This is a genomic window from Pantoea sp. MQR6, assembly GCF_022761075.1.
GTDB lineage: Bacteria > Pseudomonadota > Gammaproteobacteria > Enterobacterales > Enterobacteriaceae > Pantoea > Pantoea phytostimulans.
Window position 1 is genome coordinate 1,667,853 of the sequence record NZ_JAKYXB010000001.1, and the last position, 19,048, is coordinate 1,686,900.

Annotated in this window: 14 protein-coding genes; 1 reads left to right on the top strand and 13 read right to left on the bottom strand. The window is 51.0% G+C overall.

Annotated features, from left to right (window positions below):
- Window positions 1–85 precede the first annotated feature (85 nt).
- The 5 genes from ldtD to cmoM all read right to left on the bottom strand — a co-directional run bounded on the left by ldtD (window position 86) and on the right by cmoM (window position 9,342).
- A complete protein-coding gene (gene ldtD / locus MUG06_RS07825; protein WP_243078234.1) occupies window positions 86–1,897 on the bottom strand; it encodes a L,D-transpeptidase in 1,812 nt (603 codons plus the stop codon).
- 150 nt (window positions 1,898–2,047) lie between these two features.
- Window positions 2,048–6,535: a chromosome partition protein MukB gene (gene mukB, locus MUG06_RS07830; protein WP_243078235.1), complete on the bottom strand. Its 4,488-nt coding sequence runs from the start codon at window positions 6,533–6,535 to the stop codon at window positions 2,048–2,050.
- Entirely contained in the window at window positions 6,532–7,257 is a 726-nt protein-coding gene (mukE, locus tag MUG06_RS07835) for a chromosome partition protein MukE (RefSeq protein WP_215847181.1), read from the bottom strand. The genes mukB and mukE overlap by 4 nt, the downstream gene beginning before the upstream one ends.
- On the bottom strand, window positions 7,238–8,560 hold the full coding sequence (mukF, locus tag MUG06_RS07840) for a chromosome partition protein MukF (RefSeq protein ID WP_243078236.1): 1,323 nt from the start codon (window positions 8,558–8,560) through the stop codon (window positions 7,238–7,240). The genes mukE and mukF overlap by 20 nt, the downstream gene beginning before the upstream one ends.
- Window positions 8,557–9,342 (bottom strand): tRNA uridine 5-oxyacetic acid(34) methyltransferase CmoM, encoded by a 786-nt coding sequence (gene cmoM, locus MUG06_RS07845; protein ID WP_215847183.1) that lies wholly within the window; start codon window positions 9,340–9,342, stop codon window positions 8,557–8,559. Before cmoM ends, mukF begins: the two co-directional genes overlap by 4 nt.
- Window positions 9,343–9,467: 125 nt before the next feature.
- Between cmoM and elyC the strand changes: the two genes are divergently transcribed.
- Window positions 9,468–10,253 carry an envelope biogenesis factor ElyC gene (gene elyC / locus MUG06_RS07850; RefSeq protein ID WP_243078237.1) on the top strand — a complete coding sequence of 262 codons (786 nt, stop codon included), beginning with the start codon at window positions 9,468–9,470 and terminating at the stop codon, window positions 10,251–10,253.
- On the opposite strand, the gene MUG06_RS07855 is transcribed toward elyC, so the two are convergent.
- From MUG06_RS07855 to ihfB, 8 genes are all read right to left on the bottom strand, one after another.
- Complete coding sequence (locus MUG06_RS07855; protein WP_215847184.1) at window positions 10,233–11,126, bottom strand: hypothetical protein; 894 nt, start codon at window positions 11,124–11,126, stop codon at window positions 10,233–10,235. The genes elyC and MUG06_RS07855 overlap by 21 nt on opposite strands.
- Window positions 11,127–11,237: 111 nt before the next feature.
- Entirely contained in the window at window positions 11,238–11,987 is a 750-nt protein-coding gene (kdsB, locus tag MUG06_RS07860; RefSeq protein WP_243078238.1) for a 3-deoxy-manno-octulosonate cytidylyltransferase, read from the bottom strand.
- Window positions 11,984–12,166, bottom strand: a complete 183-nt coding sequence (locus tag MUG06_RS07865; RefSeq protein ID WP_215847186.1) for a Trm112 family protein — start codon at window positions 12,164–12,166, stop codon at window positions 11,984–11,986. The genes kdsB and MUG06_RS07865 overlap by 4 nt, the downstream gene beginning before the upstream one ends.
- Before the next feature lie 82 nt (window positions 12,167–12,248).
- The gene (locus MUG06_RS07870; RefSeq protein ID WP_243078239.1) at window positions 12,249–13,475 is read right to left on the bottom strand and encodes a winged helix-turn-helix domain-containing protein; all 1,227 of its coding nucleotides are present in this window, start codon (window positions 13,473–13,475) and stop codon (window positions 12,249–12,251) included.
- 28 nt (window positions 13,476–13,503) lie between these two features.
- Entirely contained in the window at window positions 13,504–14,505 is a 1,002-nt protein-coding gene (gene lpxK, locus MUG06_RS07875; RefSeq protein WP_243078240.1) for a tetraacyldisaccharide 4'-kinase, read from the bottom strand.
- Entirely contained in the window at window positions 14,502–16,250 is a 1,749-nt protein-coding gene (gene msbA / locus MUG06_RS07880; RefSeq protein WP_215847189.1) for a lipid A ABC transporter ATP-binding protein/permease MsbA, read from the bottom strand. The genes lpxK and msbA overlap by 4 nt, the downstream gene beginning before the upstream one ends.
- A 34-nt stretch (window positions 16,251–16,284) precedes the next feature.
- Complete coding sequence (locus MUG06_RS07885; protein ID WP_243078241.1) at window positions 16,285–18,537, bottom strand: DNA internalization-related competence protein ComEC/Rec2; 2,253 nt, start codon at window positions 18,535–18,537, stop codon at window positions 16,285–16,287.
- A gap of 204 nt (window positions 18,538–18,741) precedes the next feature.
- Window positions 18,742–19,026 (bottom strand): integration host factor subunit beta, encoded by a 285-nt coding sequence (ihfB, locus tag MUG06_RS07890; RefSeq protein ID WP_003849360.1) that lies wholly within the window; start codon window positions 19,024–19,026, stop codon window positions 18,742–18,744.
- Window positions 19,027–19,048: the final 22 nt, after the last annotated feature.

Genomic DNA, 19,048 nt, shown 5'->3' on the forward strand with positions numbered 1-19,048 from the left:
TTTGTGCGGCGATCCCGCCCAGGACCGCCTTTTCAAGACATGGCTTACTTTTTATAAGCCTTGAAGAGTGAAGAAAAATCAACCACTAGAGCAAAAGCTGTTCTGCTCGCAGCAATACCTGACTGCCTGAGCGCGCAGTATCATCATAATTGTAAATATCTGTTCGATATTGTGGTTTGCCATCATCCGCCACCCATGCAGTCAGGTAGTAAAGATTAACCGGAATGCGGTGACGAATAGGGACATAGCGCGTGTCCCCTTCTTTAAGCGTACTTGAGATGCGACTGTCGTTCCAACCCGCATCTTGTAGCAGCAAACCCGCCAGTTCAGAGGCTTTATTGACGCGCACACATCCAGAACTCAGTGCACGAATATCACGCTGAAATAAGTTGTGGTTCGGCGTGTCATGCAGATAGATCGCGTCTGAGCTTGGCATATTGAATTTATAGCGGCCCAGAGAATTGGTTGCGCCAGGTGCCTGGCGTAAGCGATAAGGGAAAGAGGAAGCCGACACCATACTCCAGTCAATCATGCTGGGATCCATGACCTGCGCATCTGCACTCCATCCTGATAACAACGTGTAACCATGCTTGTAAAGGTAGGTAGGATCTTGCTTCACCTTCGGAATGATATCCTGACGTACCAGCGTGGTGGGCACATTCCAGGGAGGATTAAGCACCACATTGTTCAACGCGCTGCGCATCAGCGGTGTTTTGCGATCGGGACGACCAACGATAACCCGCGATGAAAGGATCTTGTTGCCGTTGTTGTAATAGATCAGCGAGTAGTTTGCGATGTTCACCATGATGCCGTTGTGCATATCATCCGGCAGCAAGCGAAGGCGCTGAATATTCAATGCCAGCAATGCGGCACGCATTTGCGGTGAGACATTTAGCCATTCGCGGGTACGTGGACCAATCGCGCCATCATCCGCCAGACCTTGCCACTGCTGGAAACGCTTAACGGCAGCCACCAGCGTGTTGTCATAAATATTTTCTGCGCTGACCTCTGCGCTCATATTTTGTACATTGCCCAGTGCTTGTGGTGGCTGCGCCGGCAGATCGTTAACGCTGGTTGCCGAAGGGCTCACTGCTATTGGCTGTTCACTTTGGCTCACCGGTTCGACAGCCGTCGGCACAGCATCATCGGTGGGTGCTGGCGTCGCGATTTGCGCCGTCATCATGCCGCTGCGCTGTAAGATTTCACGTAAAGCCGGTACATCGTCGCTGACCTGGCCTGGCCGTAGCGTTTGGCTATTTTTCAGCTGCGGCCAGGGAAGTTTATCGCTAAGCAGGTTTTTTAATGCCGTATGCATGGGTACATATTGAGGATGCTGCGGCGTTAAGGAGCTGATGAAAGCATCATTTGCCCCGGCATTCACTGCATTTAACCAATGATTCACGACCGCCACTGAGGGCTGAGCCAATTTGTAGGGCACGTTGCTGTAAAGCCAGGTTTCGCCTTGAGTAGGAACATTCGAGACAAATTGCAAATAGCCGAGCATTGCATCAGACAGCACCACATCGCGGGCAAAGCCTTTGATATTCGGATCGGTTAGACGATCAACCCAGCGAGTAAATTGCGGCTGCACACCAGAAAGCGCAACTTCGGCCAGCTGCTGCTGAAATTTCTGTACTGCATCCCGGTCTTGCCAAATCGGTTGCATCTGACGCGACGCATAAATTGTAGCCAGTGAAGCCTGGTAAAAAGGTCGATCGGCACCTGAGAAAGCCTGCTGAATTTGTTGCTGACTTTCACTGACCGACAGCGTTCCTTGTGTCGTTCCAGGTAACGCACTAATGATAGCGGCTTGCGATACGCCAACAGGAATAACGGTTAGCGCCAGTGCTAACAATGAAATAACGCGACGGTGTTTCAACTTATTGACCAGCAACATCCCTGCCCCCTTGATTAATCTACTGCGCAGCGTTCCTTGAGATTACTGCGATTGGGCTGCCACTTATATTTATGAGTATAAGAATAAAAAACGGCATTTGCCTCAATCGACAAATGCCGTCACCAGATTAACCAATGGCGCAGTTTTTGACTACGATTCCACCTGCGATTTTTCTATTGCGAAATGGGGACTGGAACCAGCCTCGCTTTCAGACCGCGTCGGCGCTGGATCGGCTGCAAAGCCGCGCAAACCCACAACGTGAACGTGCTCGATATTGTTAAATACCTTACGGACCAGTTTATAGGTTGTGCCTTTTTCCGGGCTGATGTTCTCTGGCGCTGCAATAACCAGCTGCATTTCCAGACGTTCGCACAGTTCAAACAGCGTGGCAATTGAGCGCGCATCCAGACGTGCTGCTTCGTCAAGGAACAACAAGCGACAAGGCGAGATGTCTTTGCCACGCAGACGGCGCGACTCCTCTTCCCAGCTCTGTACCACCATCACCAGAATTGACATCCCCGTACCGATTGCTTCACCCGTTGACAGCGCGCCACTTTCTGCGCGCAACCAACCGTCGGAACCCCGATTGACTTCCACTTCCATCTCAAGATAGTTACGGTAATCCAGCAGCTCTTCACCGATGGTTTGCGGCGTCCGCTGGCCCATATCAATCTGAGGATTCAGACGTTGATAGAGCTTCGCCAAGGCTTCAGAGAAGGTCAGACGATTACTGTTAAACAGGTCTTGATGCTGTTCATGTTCTTCCGACAGCGTGTCGAGCAGCATCGCATGGGTTTCACGCACGTTGACGTTCAGTCGCACGCTGCGAACCTGACCAAAACTCACCGTCTGCAAACCCTGATTCAGTTGGCGAATACGGTTTTGCTCACGCTGAATGGTTTTGCGAATGATATTCGCCACGCTGCGTGAGCTGATTGCCAGCGTTTGTTCACGCGCCGTTAGCTCTTCAGTCAGACGGTTCAGTTCAATTTCCATCTGCTCAATGGCTTCAACCGGATCGTCGGTACGAATAATATCCTGTCGAATACGTTCACGCAGATGCTGATAGACGGCGATGAAGAACTGAATTTTACGCTCTGGTCGCTTTGGATCTTCAGACAAGCGCAACACATCACGCAGGTGTTCATTATCCGCAACGGCCAGACGCAGCGCACCCAATGCCTTATCCGACATGGAACGCAGCTCATCACCGCTTAAATAGGCCAATTCACGACGGTGCAGACGACGTTCAACGCCATTGTCTTTCACCAAACGCAGCACTAAACACCAACCCGCTTTGGCGCTGACAACCTGGTCACGTTTCTGATGATAATCGCGTTCGAGGTGGCGCAGCTTCTTACGCAGCGCTTCCATCTCTGCTTCACAGAAGGTCAGCTGTTTTTCCAGCTGATTACGACGCGCACGGTTGTGGCTTAGCGCGGTATAAAGCTCATCACGGCGAATGCGGGCGCGCTCTTCAGCGCGGCTATCAGCGTGTACGCCAATATCCTGCATCTCCTGCTGCAACTCTTTCAGCATATCGCGCTTGGCGTCATAGGCGCTTTTCAACGAAGCCAGCACCTGTGAATATTGTGTCAGCTGCGCCTGATGCTCGCGCAGACGTTCACGCGTGCGGCTGCGCTCACCTTCAGCCTGCTCAAGGCGTTGACGCAATTTATCGCTGAGATCGTTGTTTCCGTTCAACATGCCAGCAGAATCTTCATAGCTGAAATGCGCCCGGCGCTGCACCACTTCAGTCAGCGCGAAGGCTTGCTGACGTGCATTGCGTTGCTGCTGTTGCGCCTGCTGATAATCAGCCTGCAGCTGTTCATGTTGCTCAGGATCGCTTTGCAAAACAGTAATCAGCGGTTCGAGCTTCGCCAACTTCGCGCCGTGTTGATGCAGGAAGCGTGCGGCATCTTGCGCTTCTTCGACCTGCTCACGGATCTCTTCACAGCGATCGGCCAGCGTCTCATCGAGCAGCAGGTTAACGCGCGGCAGCAAACGGTTCAGCTGCGCGACACCCTCTTTCGCCTGTTCGTACTGCTGACGCTGCTGCTGATTGTTGCTTTCATGTTGATTCAGCGCGCGTTCTAATTCACCGCGACGTCCGCCAAGCTGGCGAATCTGCGCTTCTGGATCATCATCAAACGCCACAGCCAAATGACTGCCGATAAAACGGCTGAACGACTGATGCAGACGCTGCGTTTTCTGCACATCAAATGACAGCGTGGCGTAACTCTCAGCCAGACGATCGCGCTCGGCATGCAGCAGTTCCAACTGATTTTCACGTGCGGCACGACCAAACAGCGGCACTTTCGGGAAGCGTGAATAGCGCCATTGACGCTCAGCGACCTTCACCACCACCGCGTTTTGTAACTCATCAACACTGAATACGCTGTCATCAAATGACTGCGGATCGCCCTCGATCAGATAAAGATCTTCTGGACACTCTTCGAGACCATCCAGCTGCTCGCGCACCAGTGACAGATCCGGCACCACAATGGCGTGTCGCGAAGGACCGTACAAGGCTGAGAAGTAAGGCGCATCGTCAAGCGTAACGTCATCATAGATTTCCGATAACAACACGCCGCCAAAACGTTCTGCCAGCTGGTTTAAGCGCGCATCATCTGCGCCACCAGGCTGACTAAGGCGTTCAATTTGCTGCTCAACGTCACGCTTACGCGCTGCCACTTCATCGCGGGCAACCGTGGTTTCGCGTTCGCGCTCCAGCAGTTGCTGCATGTATTCGGTAACGTGTTGGCTACTCGCCAATTCCTGCCCGGTTTGTTCACTCAGCTGAGTCAGAATTTCTTGCGCCGCCAGCCAGTGTGGCGCACGCGTAGTCAGCGCAGTAATGCGCTCGCGTAGCTGCTCCAGCTCCTGACGCATTTTCATGCGCTGTTCACCGGCATCCGCCACGCTGCTGTTCAGATGCTCAATTTGCGCTTCCAGTTCGCGCTGCAAACCTTCCAGAGCATCCGCGTCATAGTGCTGACCTTGACGCTTGCAGAACTCGGCTAACAAACGTTCTGCATCATGCTGCTCGCGCAGACGCTGCTCCAGCTCATTCAACCGCAGGCGCAGCGAAGAGAGTTGATCGGCGTGATGGCGCTGATTATTGGCATCGCGCAATAATTCACGTCCGGTTTGCCAAGCATCCTGACGGCTGACATCGCCGGCAATACTGGTAACCAAAGCCAACGCCTGCTCAAACTGGCTGTGCGCGGCTTCTGCTACGCTCAGCTTCTGCTCAAGGCGCAGCAGACGCTCGGTGGCCTCTTCTTCTTTGGCCTGGAAACTTTCCTGCCATTCAGCGGCATTGTCGATGGTTAAATCAGGTAACTGACACAGCGCGCGGGCACGCTCCAGCGCCTGCAAAGCTTGCTGATACTGAATCGCACGCGTTTGCTGCACATCAAGTGCTTGCTGGAAATCAGCCAGCTGGCTTTTTAGTTCATCCACTTCCAGCTCAGCGGCTTCGGCACGGGCCTCATTCTCTTCCTGAATTTCGCGCGCTTCAGCCACCACTTCAGTCTGCTCTTCCAGGCGAAGCGTGAGGTCTTCAATGTCACCGTCGTAGCGCTCGATTTTTTCCTGCTGGCGCATCGCGGTTTGCACTAAATTCAGGTGATCGCTGGCTGCCTGATAATCCACTTCAAGATCATTTTCCGCACCGCTGTGCTCCGACAATTCGCGCGCCATTTCAATGTGGCGATATTGCTCTGACGCCAGCTGCTTTCGGCTGCTAAACAGGTCATTACGCAGCAACAAGGCGCTATCCAAATGGATGCGGCGCTCGTTAGCGTGACGCATATAGTCAGCGGAAACGTAGTTTGTCGCTTCGGAGATCAGATGCTTAAACAGATCGCGATCGGATTGCGTTACGCGAATCGCTTCCAGCGTCATGCGGTTTTCGCGCAGCGCAGCTTCCATATCCTGGAACGCTTTACGCACGCCGCTGTTTTCCGGCAACAGATAATCACGCAGCGATCGGGTAATGGCGCTGGAAATCCCGCCATACAGCGAGGCTTCAATCAGGCGATAAAACTTGCTGCGATCGCTGGCCGAGCGCAAACGACGCGGCACCACGCCCAGATCAAACAGCATGGCGTGATAATCGATAACAGAGTTGTACTGACGGAACTGCACACCTTCTTGCGCTTCAACACGTTCTTTTACTTCATTGAGCGGCAGCACGCGCGCCTGACGGCTGTTCAATACTTCCGTCAGCATGTCGGTGGGATTGGTGTCAGTTGGCAAACCGTGAATGCTGAACGGTTTGATATCGACTTTTTTGTCGCGGCCCGCGACCTGCTGCAAACGAACCCCCACCACCACACGTTGATGGCGTGAGTTCACCACGTCCAGCATTGAGTAGCAGACGCCGGCACGCAATTTACCGTGCAAGCCTTTGTCGCGTGAACCCGAGGTTGCGCCCGCTTCCGTGGTGTTACGGAAGTGCAGCAGCGTCAGATCGGGGATCAACGCAGTCACAAACGCTGCCATGGTGGTGGATTTGCCAGCCCCGTTTCCGCCTGACAGCGTGGTGACCAACTCATCCAGATCAAAGGTACGTGCAAAGAAGCCGTTCCAGTTAATCAGCGTTAGCGAACGAAATTTTCCGCGTTCAATCATGCTTGCTGTTCCTCCGCGTTATCACTCGCTTCGCTGTCATTCTCTTCAGGCTCATCGGCTTCAACTGGCGCGGTTGCATTTTCGAACAGCATTGCTTCACCGTCACGAATCAAGCGTAACTGCGCTTCGCGGGCATCATCACCGCTGCGCACGTCGGCACCAAAGCGAAATACTGATTCAGTAATGCGAAATTTGCTGCTGTCATTGCCAAAGAACCACACCATACCCAGACGACGCAGGCGACTCAGCGAGGCGCGCGTTTTCTCCTGCAGTTTGGCGCGATCCAGATCCGAACCGGTTGAACGCTGATTAACCAGTTTCAACAGTTTATTTTCATCAGCCAGCGACAGCAGCTCATCGTAAAGCTCCTGCTGGGTGAAGATACCTTCATTGGCCAAACGTTCTGGGCTGAGATAGAGATAGCAAAGGATTTTGCCTACCATCATATCCAGCTCAGACAATACAGAACGCGGGATTAACGTTGTTGAACGCGGGCGCAGGTAGAAAAACCCCTCTGGCGCACGGATCAGCTCAACGTTGTAGCGAGCGTAAAATTCTTCAATATATTCCTGGTAATCCATCAGAAAAGCGTGGTTATCCAGCTCTTCAATACCTATATGTCGTCCCGCGCGTAACTGGCTGTCTAACGCAGGGAAAAGCGGATTTGCCAGTGCCTGGGCCAGTTTAACTGGCATCACTTGTTCAATATTTGTCGATGACATGTGCCTGCACCTTGGCTCCGTAATCATTAATGGCCTGCCATTCCACGGGCAAGCCGGCTAAATCAGCTTCTGCTACGCCGAGACGCACGGCCTGGTCCACCACAATACGCGCGAGATCGAAATGTCGAGCCCGTGGATATTGCGCCAGGTAATCGCGCATCACTGTGGCGAGGTTGAGCGGTTTTTGCTGAGACTTATACTCTTGCAGCGCTTCTTCAATCATCGCTGCCAGCTGCTCGCGAATTTCATTGAACTCTTCGTACTCAAGTTCGGCGGGCAGTTCACCCATCACCTCTTCATTACGCAGCGTCAGCTCTTCGTCACGCATGTCATACAGCCGCTCAGCGTTGGCGTAAGTGAGCGCCCATGGCGCATCGAAGTAATTTTGGACTGACAAGCGCAAGCGTTGTGCAAAGACGCGGTTTTTATCCATGTCGATGGCAGTACGAATAAATTTATGTACGTGGCGGTCGTAACCAATCCACAGGTCAATTGCCTGCTGGCCCCAACTGGTAATACGGTCGAGTTTGCTTTGCAGATCAAACACCAGCTTGTCGACGAAGCCTAAATCCGGGCTGTCGAGCGTGGCATCTTGAATGCGCAACAGGTTTTCTTGCAGCTTATCGCCAGCGGCTTCCAACGTATCTTGCAGCTCACGTAGCGTCCCGGAGGTTTCCGACAGCAACATTTCACAGCTGGATATCGCCGCTCGCCAGTCTTTATTCAGCAAATCGGCGATGTCATGTTTCACTGCCTGCTGCTGCTCATCCATCAGACGTTGAGTCATGTCGATGCTGTCGAAAATCTCAGCGACAGAGTATTTCAGCGGCGCGAATACGTTACGGTGCCAGTGAAATTCATCGCCATTTTCTTCGGCGGCATCAGCAGCGCGCTTCAGCTCATTCGCGACAATCGACAGCTGCATAGATAAACGCAACGTGGAGAACTCACGCTGGCGGATGTAATAATCGGTGATGCCGATTGCCAACGGCGTCAGGCGATAAATTGCATTGCCTTCCGTCAGTTCGCTGGTGAATCGGTTGAGTAAGCGCTGGCGCACCATGTCATTGATAGCGTTATTTGCGCGTACCAGCACGGTTTCGTGGGTTTGTTCGAAAGCTTTACTGACATGACGAAAGGCATCTATCAAATCGCCTTCACTCATTTCGCCATCCATCCGCTCACCGTTAAGGGTGGCGATGGCCAGCAAAAAGGCCAGACGTTCTACTGGCAGCGCAAGCGAAAAATCATTCTTACGCGCCCAGGATACCAATTCAGGTACCGTCTGGGAAAATTCACTCATAATTCGTCCTTCTGCCCGGGTTTGCGCACGGTTACGTGAATGTAGCGCCCTAAGCTCAAAAAGGGTTCCTGACGGCAATAGCGCCGCTCCATCTCAATGATCTCTTCGTCGCTTTTCGGCTCGCCTTTAGGCGGCTTCATGTAGTCACTGAAAACCCGAATGCCCGCACGTTGCTCGATAACAAATCCACACGCTTCAAGCCAACGGTAAACGTCATCAGGATTGCGCGGAAAATCGGGTGACAACGTACGCTTTTTACGTTTGGTTAAATTGGTTCGCAGATAGCCAAAATTGCCGAGTGTTAAGGTGCGTAGCGTTAAGCCATGCAGGTTATAAAACATCAGCGAAAGCACCCCGCCAGGTCGCAAAACATCGAACAAGGCTTTAAGAACTTTCTCAGGCTCAGCGACCCATTCAAGCACAGCGTGAAACAATACCAGATCCACTGGCGTATCCAAATGTTCGCCCACCTGCTGGGCGCTAATTTGTTTGAATTGCATGTTCTGGCTCACACCCAGCGCTTCAGCATTTTCCTGCGCACGGCGAAGCATCTCAGCTGAGAGATCGCACAATAAAATCTGATGCCCTCGCGCTGCCAGGCCACTGGAGATTTGTCCAACACCGCCCCCTGCATCCAGAATCTTTAACGGTTCAGCTGACAGGCTGGGAATAATGGTTTCAAGCTCATCCCACAAGATCGCCTGACGTATTAGTCCTTTGGTGGTGCCGTAAATATTTTGCGAAAATTTTTCCGCGAGATCGTCAAAGTTGCGATCCTGCATGGCGCTGGCTCCGGTATGCTGCGGTGAGACTTGTGCTATTTTGTCACAGGCACCAGAAGAATGAACCTTTCATCCTGTTCTTCTCTTCCAGCTGCTGTTTTTTCGGACAACAGGAGAGTTTTTAGATGCTTTTTAGCCTGAAAAAAGCGGTGGGCGGTCTGTTACTTCCCCTGCCGTTTCTGCTATTGCTAATGGCTTTGGGTATTTTACTGCTTTGGTGCAGCCGATGGCAGAAAAGCGGCAAAATAGTGATCTCAGTCAGCTGGCTTGTTTTACTGTTATTGAGCCTACAACCTGTTGCCGATCGCCTGCTTTTCCCTCTGGAAAATCGTTACGCAACCTGGAACGGTGCAGAAAAGGTGGATTATATCGTGGTGCTGGGTGGCGGTTATACCTTCAATCCGAATTGGGCGCCCAGTTCAAATTTAGTGGGCAATAGTTTGCCAAGAGTAACGGAAGGCGTGCGGCAATGGCGGCGCAATCCTGATTCCACGATGATATTCACTGGCGCAGCGGGGGGACAGAACCCCAGAAGCAATGCGTGGGTGGCAGCCTCAGTGGCTGAAAGCCTGGGCGTACCGCCTGAGCAGATTAAAATTCTCGATCAACCTAAAGATACCGAAGAGGAAGCGCTGGCGGTGAAAAGGCAAGTTGGTCAGCACCCTTTCCTGCTAATCAGTTCTGCTAATCATCTGCCCAGAGCGATGCAATTTTTTCAGGCTGCTGGATTGAATCCGATTGCAGCACCGGCTAATCAGATGGCCATTACCTCACCCTTAAACTGGTGGGAGCGCGCCATACCTTCGCCGCTTTGGTTGGGCCACAGCGAACGCGCTGTTTACGAAACGTTGGGGCAAGCCTGGCAACGCGTAAAGGCTGATGATTTACCGCTAACCGAGCCAGGGAAGTAGCTGCTGACGCGCATGGTCAAAACGCGGGCGATCAAATTCGCCGCTATGGATCAAAGTATCGATGCAATCCCATAATTGATAGACCCAACGCCGCCAGACAAATCCTTCTGAAACCGGTGCGCGCTGTAAGTAATCATGCAGCAGCGCCGTTTCTGCAGCTGACTCGCCTAAATGGATCAGCTCATATTCACGCGGTGCCCAGAGAATATTTCCCGGCTGCGTCATCGCGATGAGCTGATCACTGCGCGCATTTTTTATCATGCTTTGTAATCGCACATTGCCATGAAGCATTACACAGGGATCATCGAAGTCCCGCAACAAATGGGCTAATCGCTCGCGACAGCGAAATAAAATTTGGCGATCTTCAAGCGTGAAGTAAGGCGGCCGCAAATAGCTCATTGTTGCCCATAGAACTTCAACCCGTTGTTTAAACCATGCAGGCCAACTATTCTCTTGGGTGCTGTCAACCGTGCCGACTAAACCATGACTGTCGATGCGATGCCAGGCCAACAAGCCTTCAACCACCTGTTCGCAAAATTCCTGCCATCGCGCAGCGTCGCGGGTGGGCGCTTCTGCCGACACGCCATTGAGTCGCGCCAACAGTAACATTTCGTGCACTGGCTTTTGCTGGCTAATGACCACGCCATAAACTGCAGGCACGGCAATTAATCCTTCATGGCCTAGTAATGCCAGCTTTTTGGCTTCGAGCGCGGCACGCCCTTGATGGCGATAATATTTCGCTATCAGCGGCATCGGCTTGCCATCATGATCGTACAAGGCATAAAGCCGGGTTGGAGGCTGTTCACTGATGGTTTCCAGACGACTGATTTTTTCACCCAGCACCAGCGTTAATTCAGCTTTCAGGTGTTCCATACGTCATCCTCCTGAGATGAAATATCACACTATCCTGGAGGGCTTGATCATAAGAAGTTTAGAAGTGGATCAACTTTTTGACATAAGCCGGGGAAGTGTTCCCCGGCCTTTTTAAGCTTGCATGGCTAAACGCACGCGCACTAAATCTTCTGGGGTATCGACACCCACGCTCGGAATGGTTTTAGCCACAGCGACATGGATTTTTTCGCCGTACCACAACACGCGAAGTTGCTCGAGCAGTTCGATTTGCTCTAGCGGACACGGCGCCCAGGCAATATAGCGACGGATAAATCCAGCGCGATAGGCATAAATGCCAATATGACGCAGCAGTGTGTCACCAATAATGTCGCGAGACGCCGCATAGCGCTCACGATCCCAGGGAATGGTTGCACGCGAAAAATAGAGTGCATAGCCCTGTGCATCCATTACCACTTTTACGGCATTGGGATTGAATGCTTCTTCAGCATCGGTGATCGGCACAGCTAGCGTGGCCATACCTGCATCAGCTTTTGCCAGGTTGGTTGCGACCTGACGAACGATATCCGCAGGGATCATCGGCTCGTCGCCCTGCACGTTTACAATGATCTCATTATCAGCAAACTGATATTTTTCGATCACTTCAGCCAAACGTTCTGTGCCCGATTGATGATCGGCGCGCGTCATGCAGACTTCGCCGCCAGCAGCTTCAACCGCTTTTGCCACGTCGGGATGATCGGTTGCGACAATGACCCGGCTGGCACCGGATTCACGTGCACGCTCCATGACATGCACCACCATTGGTTTGCCATGAATATCGACCAACGGTTTTCCAGGCAAACGCGTAGAAGCATAGCGCGCAGGAATGATGGCAATAAAACTCATGGATGAATCTCTTCAATCGACAATGTACGGGCTTCATTTTCAAGCAAAACCGGAATGCCATCGCGCACCGGGAATGCCAGCGCATCCGGTTTGCAGATCAGTTCTTGTTGAGCATTGTTGTAATACAGCTTGCCATTACAAACTGGGCAGGCAACGATTTCGAGTAAACGGTGATCCATATATCCTCCTTCAAGGACCGAATTCTTAGGCTTCAAGCATACCATAGCGAAAGCATCGCGACTGTACGGAAACCAGATGAGGTTACGCACCCTTGCTGTTGACGCTCCACGACGAACTCCATGCAGAAAGCAACGCTTTTGGAGCCTGTTCAATAATAACCTGTTCTGCATCTTGCCAGGCTGCAAACCGCGTAATGGCACGCTGAAAATCCTGAATAAATGAGGGGGTCAGACGTGTATTATCTTCCAGCCATAGGTTTTTAATCACGAGCTGGTTGGATTTACGCATCATGCGTGCATCCAACCGTGCTTTAATCTGGCCTCGATGCAAGAAAGGCAATACGAAATAGCCATATTTACGTTTCGCTTCAGGCGTATAACACTCGATGCGGTAATCAAAATCGAACAGTTCTAGCACACGCTTACGATCCCATACCACGGGATCAAAAGGTGATAACAGTGCGCTGTGACTGGCGGAAAGAGGGGAATCAAGCAGCGAAAGAGAATCACGATGCAGCCACATTTCACCGAGCCCCGCCACGTTGACGGCCACAATGTCACCATTAGCCTGCATCTGCGTTAAAAAGGGTTTAAGCGCAACACGCTTTAGGCGGTAATAATCAGGCAACCAGGCGGCGCGAAAAATTCCCAGACTGCGAGCGCTATTGAGTAGCATGAGGCTGATCGCCTCAGTTTCATCAATGCTATGTAATTCATCTTGCCACTCAGGCATTACGCGGCTGCGTAAATCATAAACGCGTTGGAAATTTCGCCTTTCTGCTACCATCAATTCCCCTGCGCTAAAGAGATTTTCCAGATGCCGTTTATGCGGCTTCCATGCCCACCAGCCTGGTTTATGATTGTCGCCACTCGCAAAATCCGCAGCCCTTACAGGGCCATTTAGCCTGATGTGTTCAAGCAGATCGGTAATCTCTTGCTGATGTTCGCTCATCCAGGTTGCGTTATATTTCCAACCCAGTTTCTCGGGTGACAACATGCGATGACGCAGCAGTTTGTAATCCGCGCGAGGAATAAAGCACGCTTCATGCGCCCAGTATTCAAACAATTCGCCCTGCTTCAGCGCCTGCTCTAACCATGACGAGGGATAATGACCAAGGCGGCTGAATAGCACCAGATAGGGACTTCGCGCCACGACATTAATGGTATCGATTTGCAGCAGTGACATACGCGAGACGCAATCAATAAGATCTTGAAAGCGTGCGCGGTGAGAAGGTGTGCGCAGCATTCCCTGCGCAGCAAGATGAAGATTTCGAGCCTGTTGTAACGAAAGTGAATGTGTAACGTTCATCCTCTTCCTTATCCGACATCACCTGTAATTAATGATGCGGATCAGGCGAAGGTTTACGGCAAAGTTGTTCAATATCATTCAGCAAAGGCTCAACACCTTCACCCCGCAAATCAGCATCAACCGGTAAATACCACCAGTTTGGTTGCGCAAAAGCCCGACATTTCACCGCGTCTTTTTCTGTCATAAGCAGGTTCTGACCCGCTAAAAGCAAACGTGATAATTCTTCTTTGCTGTAAGCATGATGATCGGCAAAGGCAATTTCCGCTAGTGGCGTCAAACCCTGCTGCTTGAGCGTAGTGAAAAAACGGGGTGGATGGCCAATTCCGGCCATTGCCACAACATTTTCAAGCTGTTGGATGGACAGCTGCTCGCCAGTGAGTAAATTAGTCGCCTGACCGGGCTGTAAAAACATCGTCATTTCACCCGGCTGTGCTTCACCACCATTGACGATAATGGCATCTACTTCTTTGAGGCGTGAAGCTCGCTCACGCATCGGGCCTGCGGGTAGCCACCAACCGTTACCGAAACGACGTACGCCATCTACTACTACGATCTCTTTATCACGTTGCAACGCGTAGTGTTGTAATCCGTCATCAGTCACAACAACGTCAATGTCGCCACCTTCAAGCAATGCTTCAATAGCTAAACGTCGCTTCGGGGCCACCGCGACGAGTGCCCCGGTGCGCTGGGCAATAAGAACCGGTTCATCACCCGCTTGTTCGGTGGAGGTGTGAGCATTCACCCGCAGCGGGTAATGATCAGCTTTACCGCCGTATCCGCGTGAAACTACGCCGACCTGTAAGCCACGCTGTTGTAATGCTTGTACCAACCAGATCACCACAGGCGTTTTACCGTTTCCACCCGCGGTGAGATTCCCCACCACCACCACCGGAACCGGCGCTCGCCAACTTTTACGCCAGCCTCGCTGGTAGCTGTAACGAATCAAAGTAGAGATCGCCCCGTAGAGCAGGCTTAGTGGCCATAACAGCAACCACAGCGGCGATCGTCCACTCCAGATACGTTCAATCATTGGCCAAACTGCATTTTGTGAAGTTGAGCATAAGCCCCTTTCTCTGCCAGCAGCGTTGCGTGGGTTCCACGCTCTACGATCTGCCCATCTTCAACCACTACAATTTCATCGGCTTTTTCAATGGTAGAAAGGCGATGCGCGATAACCAATGAGGTACGGTTTTTCTGCAGTTCGTCCAACGCAGCTTGAATAGCGCGCTCTGATTCGGTATCAAGCGCTGACGTCGCTTCATCCAGAATCAATATCGGACAGTCACGCAGCAATGCACGCGCAATGGCAATACGTTGACGCTGACCACCTGATAGCAGCACACCATTCTCGCCAATGATCGTATCCAGACCGTTATCCATCTTGTTGATGAAGTCCATTGCATGCGCCATTGTTGCCGCTTTCTCAATCTCTTCACGGCTGTACTGTTCACTACGCGCATAAGCGATATTATTCGCAATCGTGTCGTTAAACAGATGTACATTTTGAGATACCAGCGCAACCTGGTTACGCAGCGAACGCAGCGTGTATTCACGTAAATCATGTCCATCCAACAAAATCTCACCCTGTTGAATGTCATAAAAGCGTGTCAGCAAGCTTGCCATGGTTGACTTACCTGAACCGGAACGTCCAACCAGCGCAACCGTTTTACCTGCAGGTAACGAGAGGTTGATGTTACGCAGCGCAGGTGTATCACGCCCTGGGTAAGTGAAGGTCACCTCGCGGAACTCAATGTCGCCTTTAGCGCGAGTGATTTCACGCGAGCCGTTGTCGTTTTCCTGCTCACTGTCGAGAATTGAGAACAGCGTTTGGCAAGCAGCCATGCCGCGCTGGAACTGGGCGTTAACGTTGGTCAGGGATTTCAGTGGGCGCATCAAGGCGATCATTGATGAAAACACGACGGTTATCGTACCGGCCGTTAATGTATCCATTACGCTTGGAAAGCTCGCCGCATAGAGCACAAATGCTAATGCGAGTGAAGCGATCAGCTGAATCACCGGATCAGAGATGGATGAGGCTGAAACCAGCTTCATGCCCTGCTGACGCATGCGATTACTGACTTTGCCAAAGCGCTCAGATTCCACATCCTGACCGCCAAAGATCAACACTTCTTTATGGCCTTTAAGCATCTGTTCCGCGCTGGTTGTCACCTGCCCCATCGTGTTTTGCATGTTCTTACTGATGTTACGAAAGCGCTTAGAGACCAGTCTAATAGCAAACGAAACAACCGGAGCCAGCACAATCAGAATCAATGACAGCTGCCAGCTGTAATAGAACATCATGATAAACAGGCCGATGATTGATGCACCTTCACGCACTACAGTGACTAACGCACTTGAAGAAGAAGAGGCGACCTGTTCAGAATCGTAGGTAATACGCGACAGTAGTGTCCCGGTCGATTGCTGATCAAAGAAGGCGACCGGCATTCCCATCATGTGGCTAAACAATCGACGGCGCATTCTCATTACTACATTTCCCGAGACCCAAGAAATGCAATAGCTAGAGATATAGCTGGTTACGCCTCGTATCAGCATCAAGCCAATTACTGCTAACGGCATCCACAGCATCACTGATCTGTCTGCTTTGCCAAAGCCATCATCCAGTAAAGGCTTCAACAGTGAAAGCATCAGGGTGTCGCCTGCGGCATTGAGTATCAGGGCTATCGCAGCCACAAATAAACCCGCTTTATGCGGCGCGATCATCGGCCAGAGTCGACGAAATGTCTGCCAGGTTGAGAGATCTTTATCTTGATGCATTATTTATTCACGTTGTTGGAAATAGCCGGCCATTCTACCTGGATTCGCGTTTTACGCCAAACCACTGATGATACCAACGGGGCATTAATTGTTCCCTTAGCGTCGCAACACGCATTTCACCGTTATTAATGAAGAGACTTATTTGACCTGACTGACCTGTGTCAAACCAGTTAAAGCCCGTTTTTTGGTAATTTTCCAGTACCGATTTTGCAGGCATGCGCCAGGCGTTATAACGTGCTACGGAAGCCAGCGCAGCATGGCCATTCAGGCTTCGCAAGAACAATGATGATGAGGATGTTCGGCTACCATGATGCGGAACCTGCACGATATCGACGTTTAAATTATGCTTTTCTAACGCAACCAGTTGGCGCTCTGCTATCGCTTCTATATCGCCTGTGAGCAACAGTCGAACCTTCCCATCATCTACGCTGATCACGCATGAGTCGTTATTATTTCCAGATGCAGACGCGTTTATCGGCCACAAGACTTGAAAATGCAGCTGTTTCCATTGCCACTGAGTTCCGCGAATGCACGATAAATGTTCAACATTATTTAATGCGCTTCTCACTTGAATCTGCGGCCAGCGCTGTTTTATGGATTCAAGTCCGCCGCTGTGATCGAGATGTTTATGGCTGAGAATGATCTGCTGCAACTGCAATTGCTTACGCTCAAGCCAGGGAATGACAACGCGTCCTCCTGCATCATCTGTTTTCCAGCGTGGGCCGGTATCATACAAAATGGCTTCTCTGCCCTGACTGATTACGATACTTAAACCATGCCCCACATCTAACATATCTATTCGCCAGCCCTGTTCAATTTTCTCCTGACGGCTTAATAGCATTGCAATGGCGATAGCACAGCAGCTAAGTGGTGCACTAAAAAAGATTTGTGCCCGCCAGATAATTAACCCACCCCAAACAAGAAGTGCGAGCAATGAAGCGTTATGTAACGGCCACCAGCCGGTAGGAAGAAGCGTCAAAACATAGACAAGTCCACGCAATGTTGAGTCAGCACACCACCAGATGAGTGCCGAGGCTGAGGAAAACGGCAGCATCATGGCAAGCAATATTAACGGAACGGTAATGAACGAGATAATCGGCACTGCAATCAAGTTGGCAACCAATGCCGTTACGCTGATGCCATTAAAAAGAGTGACTTGCAGCGGTGCCATTAAAATCATCATGCCAATCTGTAAATGCAATAATTGCAGCAATAACCAACGTCGCTGATGAAAACGAATCGGTAAAGGAAACCAGTGATACCAAATTAACAGCATGCCCACCGCTAAAGCTGAAAGCCAAAAACTTTCTGAAAGAACAGTTAATGGATCCGTAATTAATAGCAAGCCAATGCATAACGTCCATATTTGCCAGCCGTTTAGTTGAGCACCCGCAATACGAGTGGCTATCCAAATCGTTAATGCTAACAAGGCTCGCTGAGCAGGCGCGTGCCCGCCTGATAACCAAGTGTAAGTTGCAGCTAAAATCCAACTGGCGATAAGAGGAAACAGGTAACCGATGCGGTGTGCCGGTAAAAGAAATTGTATACCTCGCGCTAACAGCCACCCCACTCCACCCGCTAACGCTATATGCATACCTGAAATGGCCATGAGATGTGCAGTTCCGGTGTCACGCAACAGCTGACGAGTCGTTTTGCTGAGGTCATTGCGGATGCCAAAAGCCAGAGCCTTAAGCGTGGCCTGTTGCGAAAGAAACCCGATTTGCGCCTCATGATGTTTAATGAATTGCCAGCGCCAACTACATGCGGATGATTCCGCATCTTGTTTTATGATTCGCCCCTGCAGTGGGGTGTGATTAGCCAATGCAAAACGCTGGTTATCAAACTCTCCTTCATTTAACCGTGCATGCACTGCACGCAGCCGAAGTTGCATGCTCCAGCGCTGTCCGGGGCAATAATTTTGGCTATCACTATCAAATGATAGCCAGGCAAAACGTGGGGGGAAAATAAAGTGATCTCCCTCTTTTAAAAGCCTGACTTTAATTTGTTTATTTTCCTGACGAACCTCATCAACAAGGACATAGAACTGTTGAGGCTTGATAGTCAGCTTTTCAATATCATCAACGATCAGGCGAGCATCGTGAAGCATCCACACCAGTAACAAGAGCGCAATGCCCGCTATATGTATTGGTTGTATACGGAACTGCAGTAAAACAACCGCAGCACAGAATAAAGCGAGCAAAATTCCCGGTGCTGGCAGTTGAGGCAGCACCAGTAAAGGGAGAGCGGCGATAATCGTTATTCGAGCTAATGCAGTCCATGTCAACATAATGCAATCCATCTAAAAGATTTCAGCAGTTTGACAAGCTATGACGTATTTAAAAGGTGGGATTTAAGACTTTGGACGCTGTTATGTAGGAAGAGTGATGCTTTGCATCTTGCAGAACGTTGATTTAGACGTTGGCTCGCAAAAAGAATTTAAAGCAAAAAAAAACGACATCCAAAGATGTCGTTTATGCGATTCGGTATCGGCTTAACCGTAGATATTTGCACGATCACGCAATTCTTTGCCTGGCTTGAAGTGGGGAACATACTTACCTTCCAGATCCACTTTGTCACCCGTTTTAGGGTTACGGCCCGTGCGCGGTGCGCGATAATGCAATGAAAAGCTGCCGAATCCCCGGATTTCAATGCGTTCGCCCTGTGCCAACGTTGTGGCCATGTGCTCAAGCATTTCTTTTACCGCATCCTCAACGACTTTCGCCGGTATATGAGTATGCTGGCCCGCCAGTCTTTCAATGAGTTCTGACTTGGTCATTTAACCTCCGGTTAATCCCTAT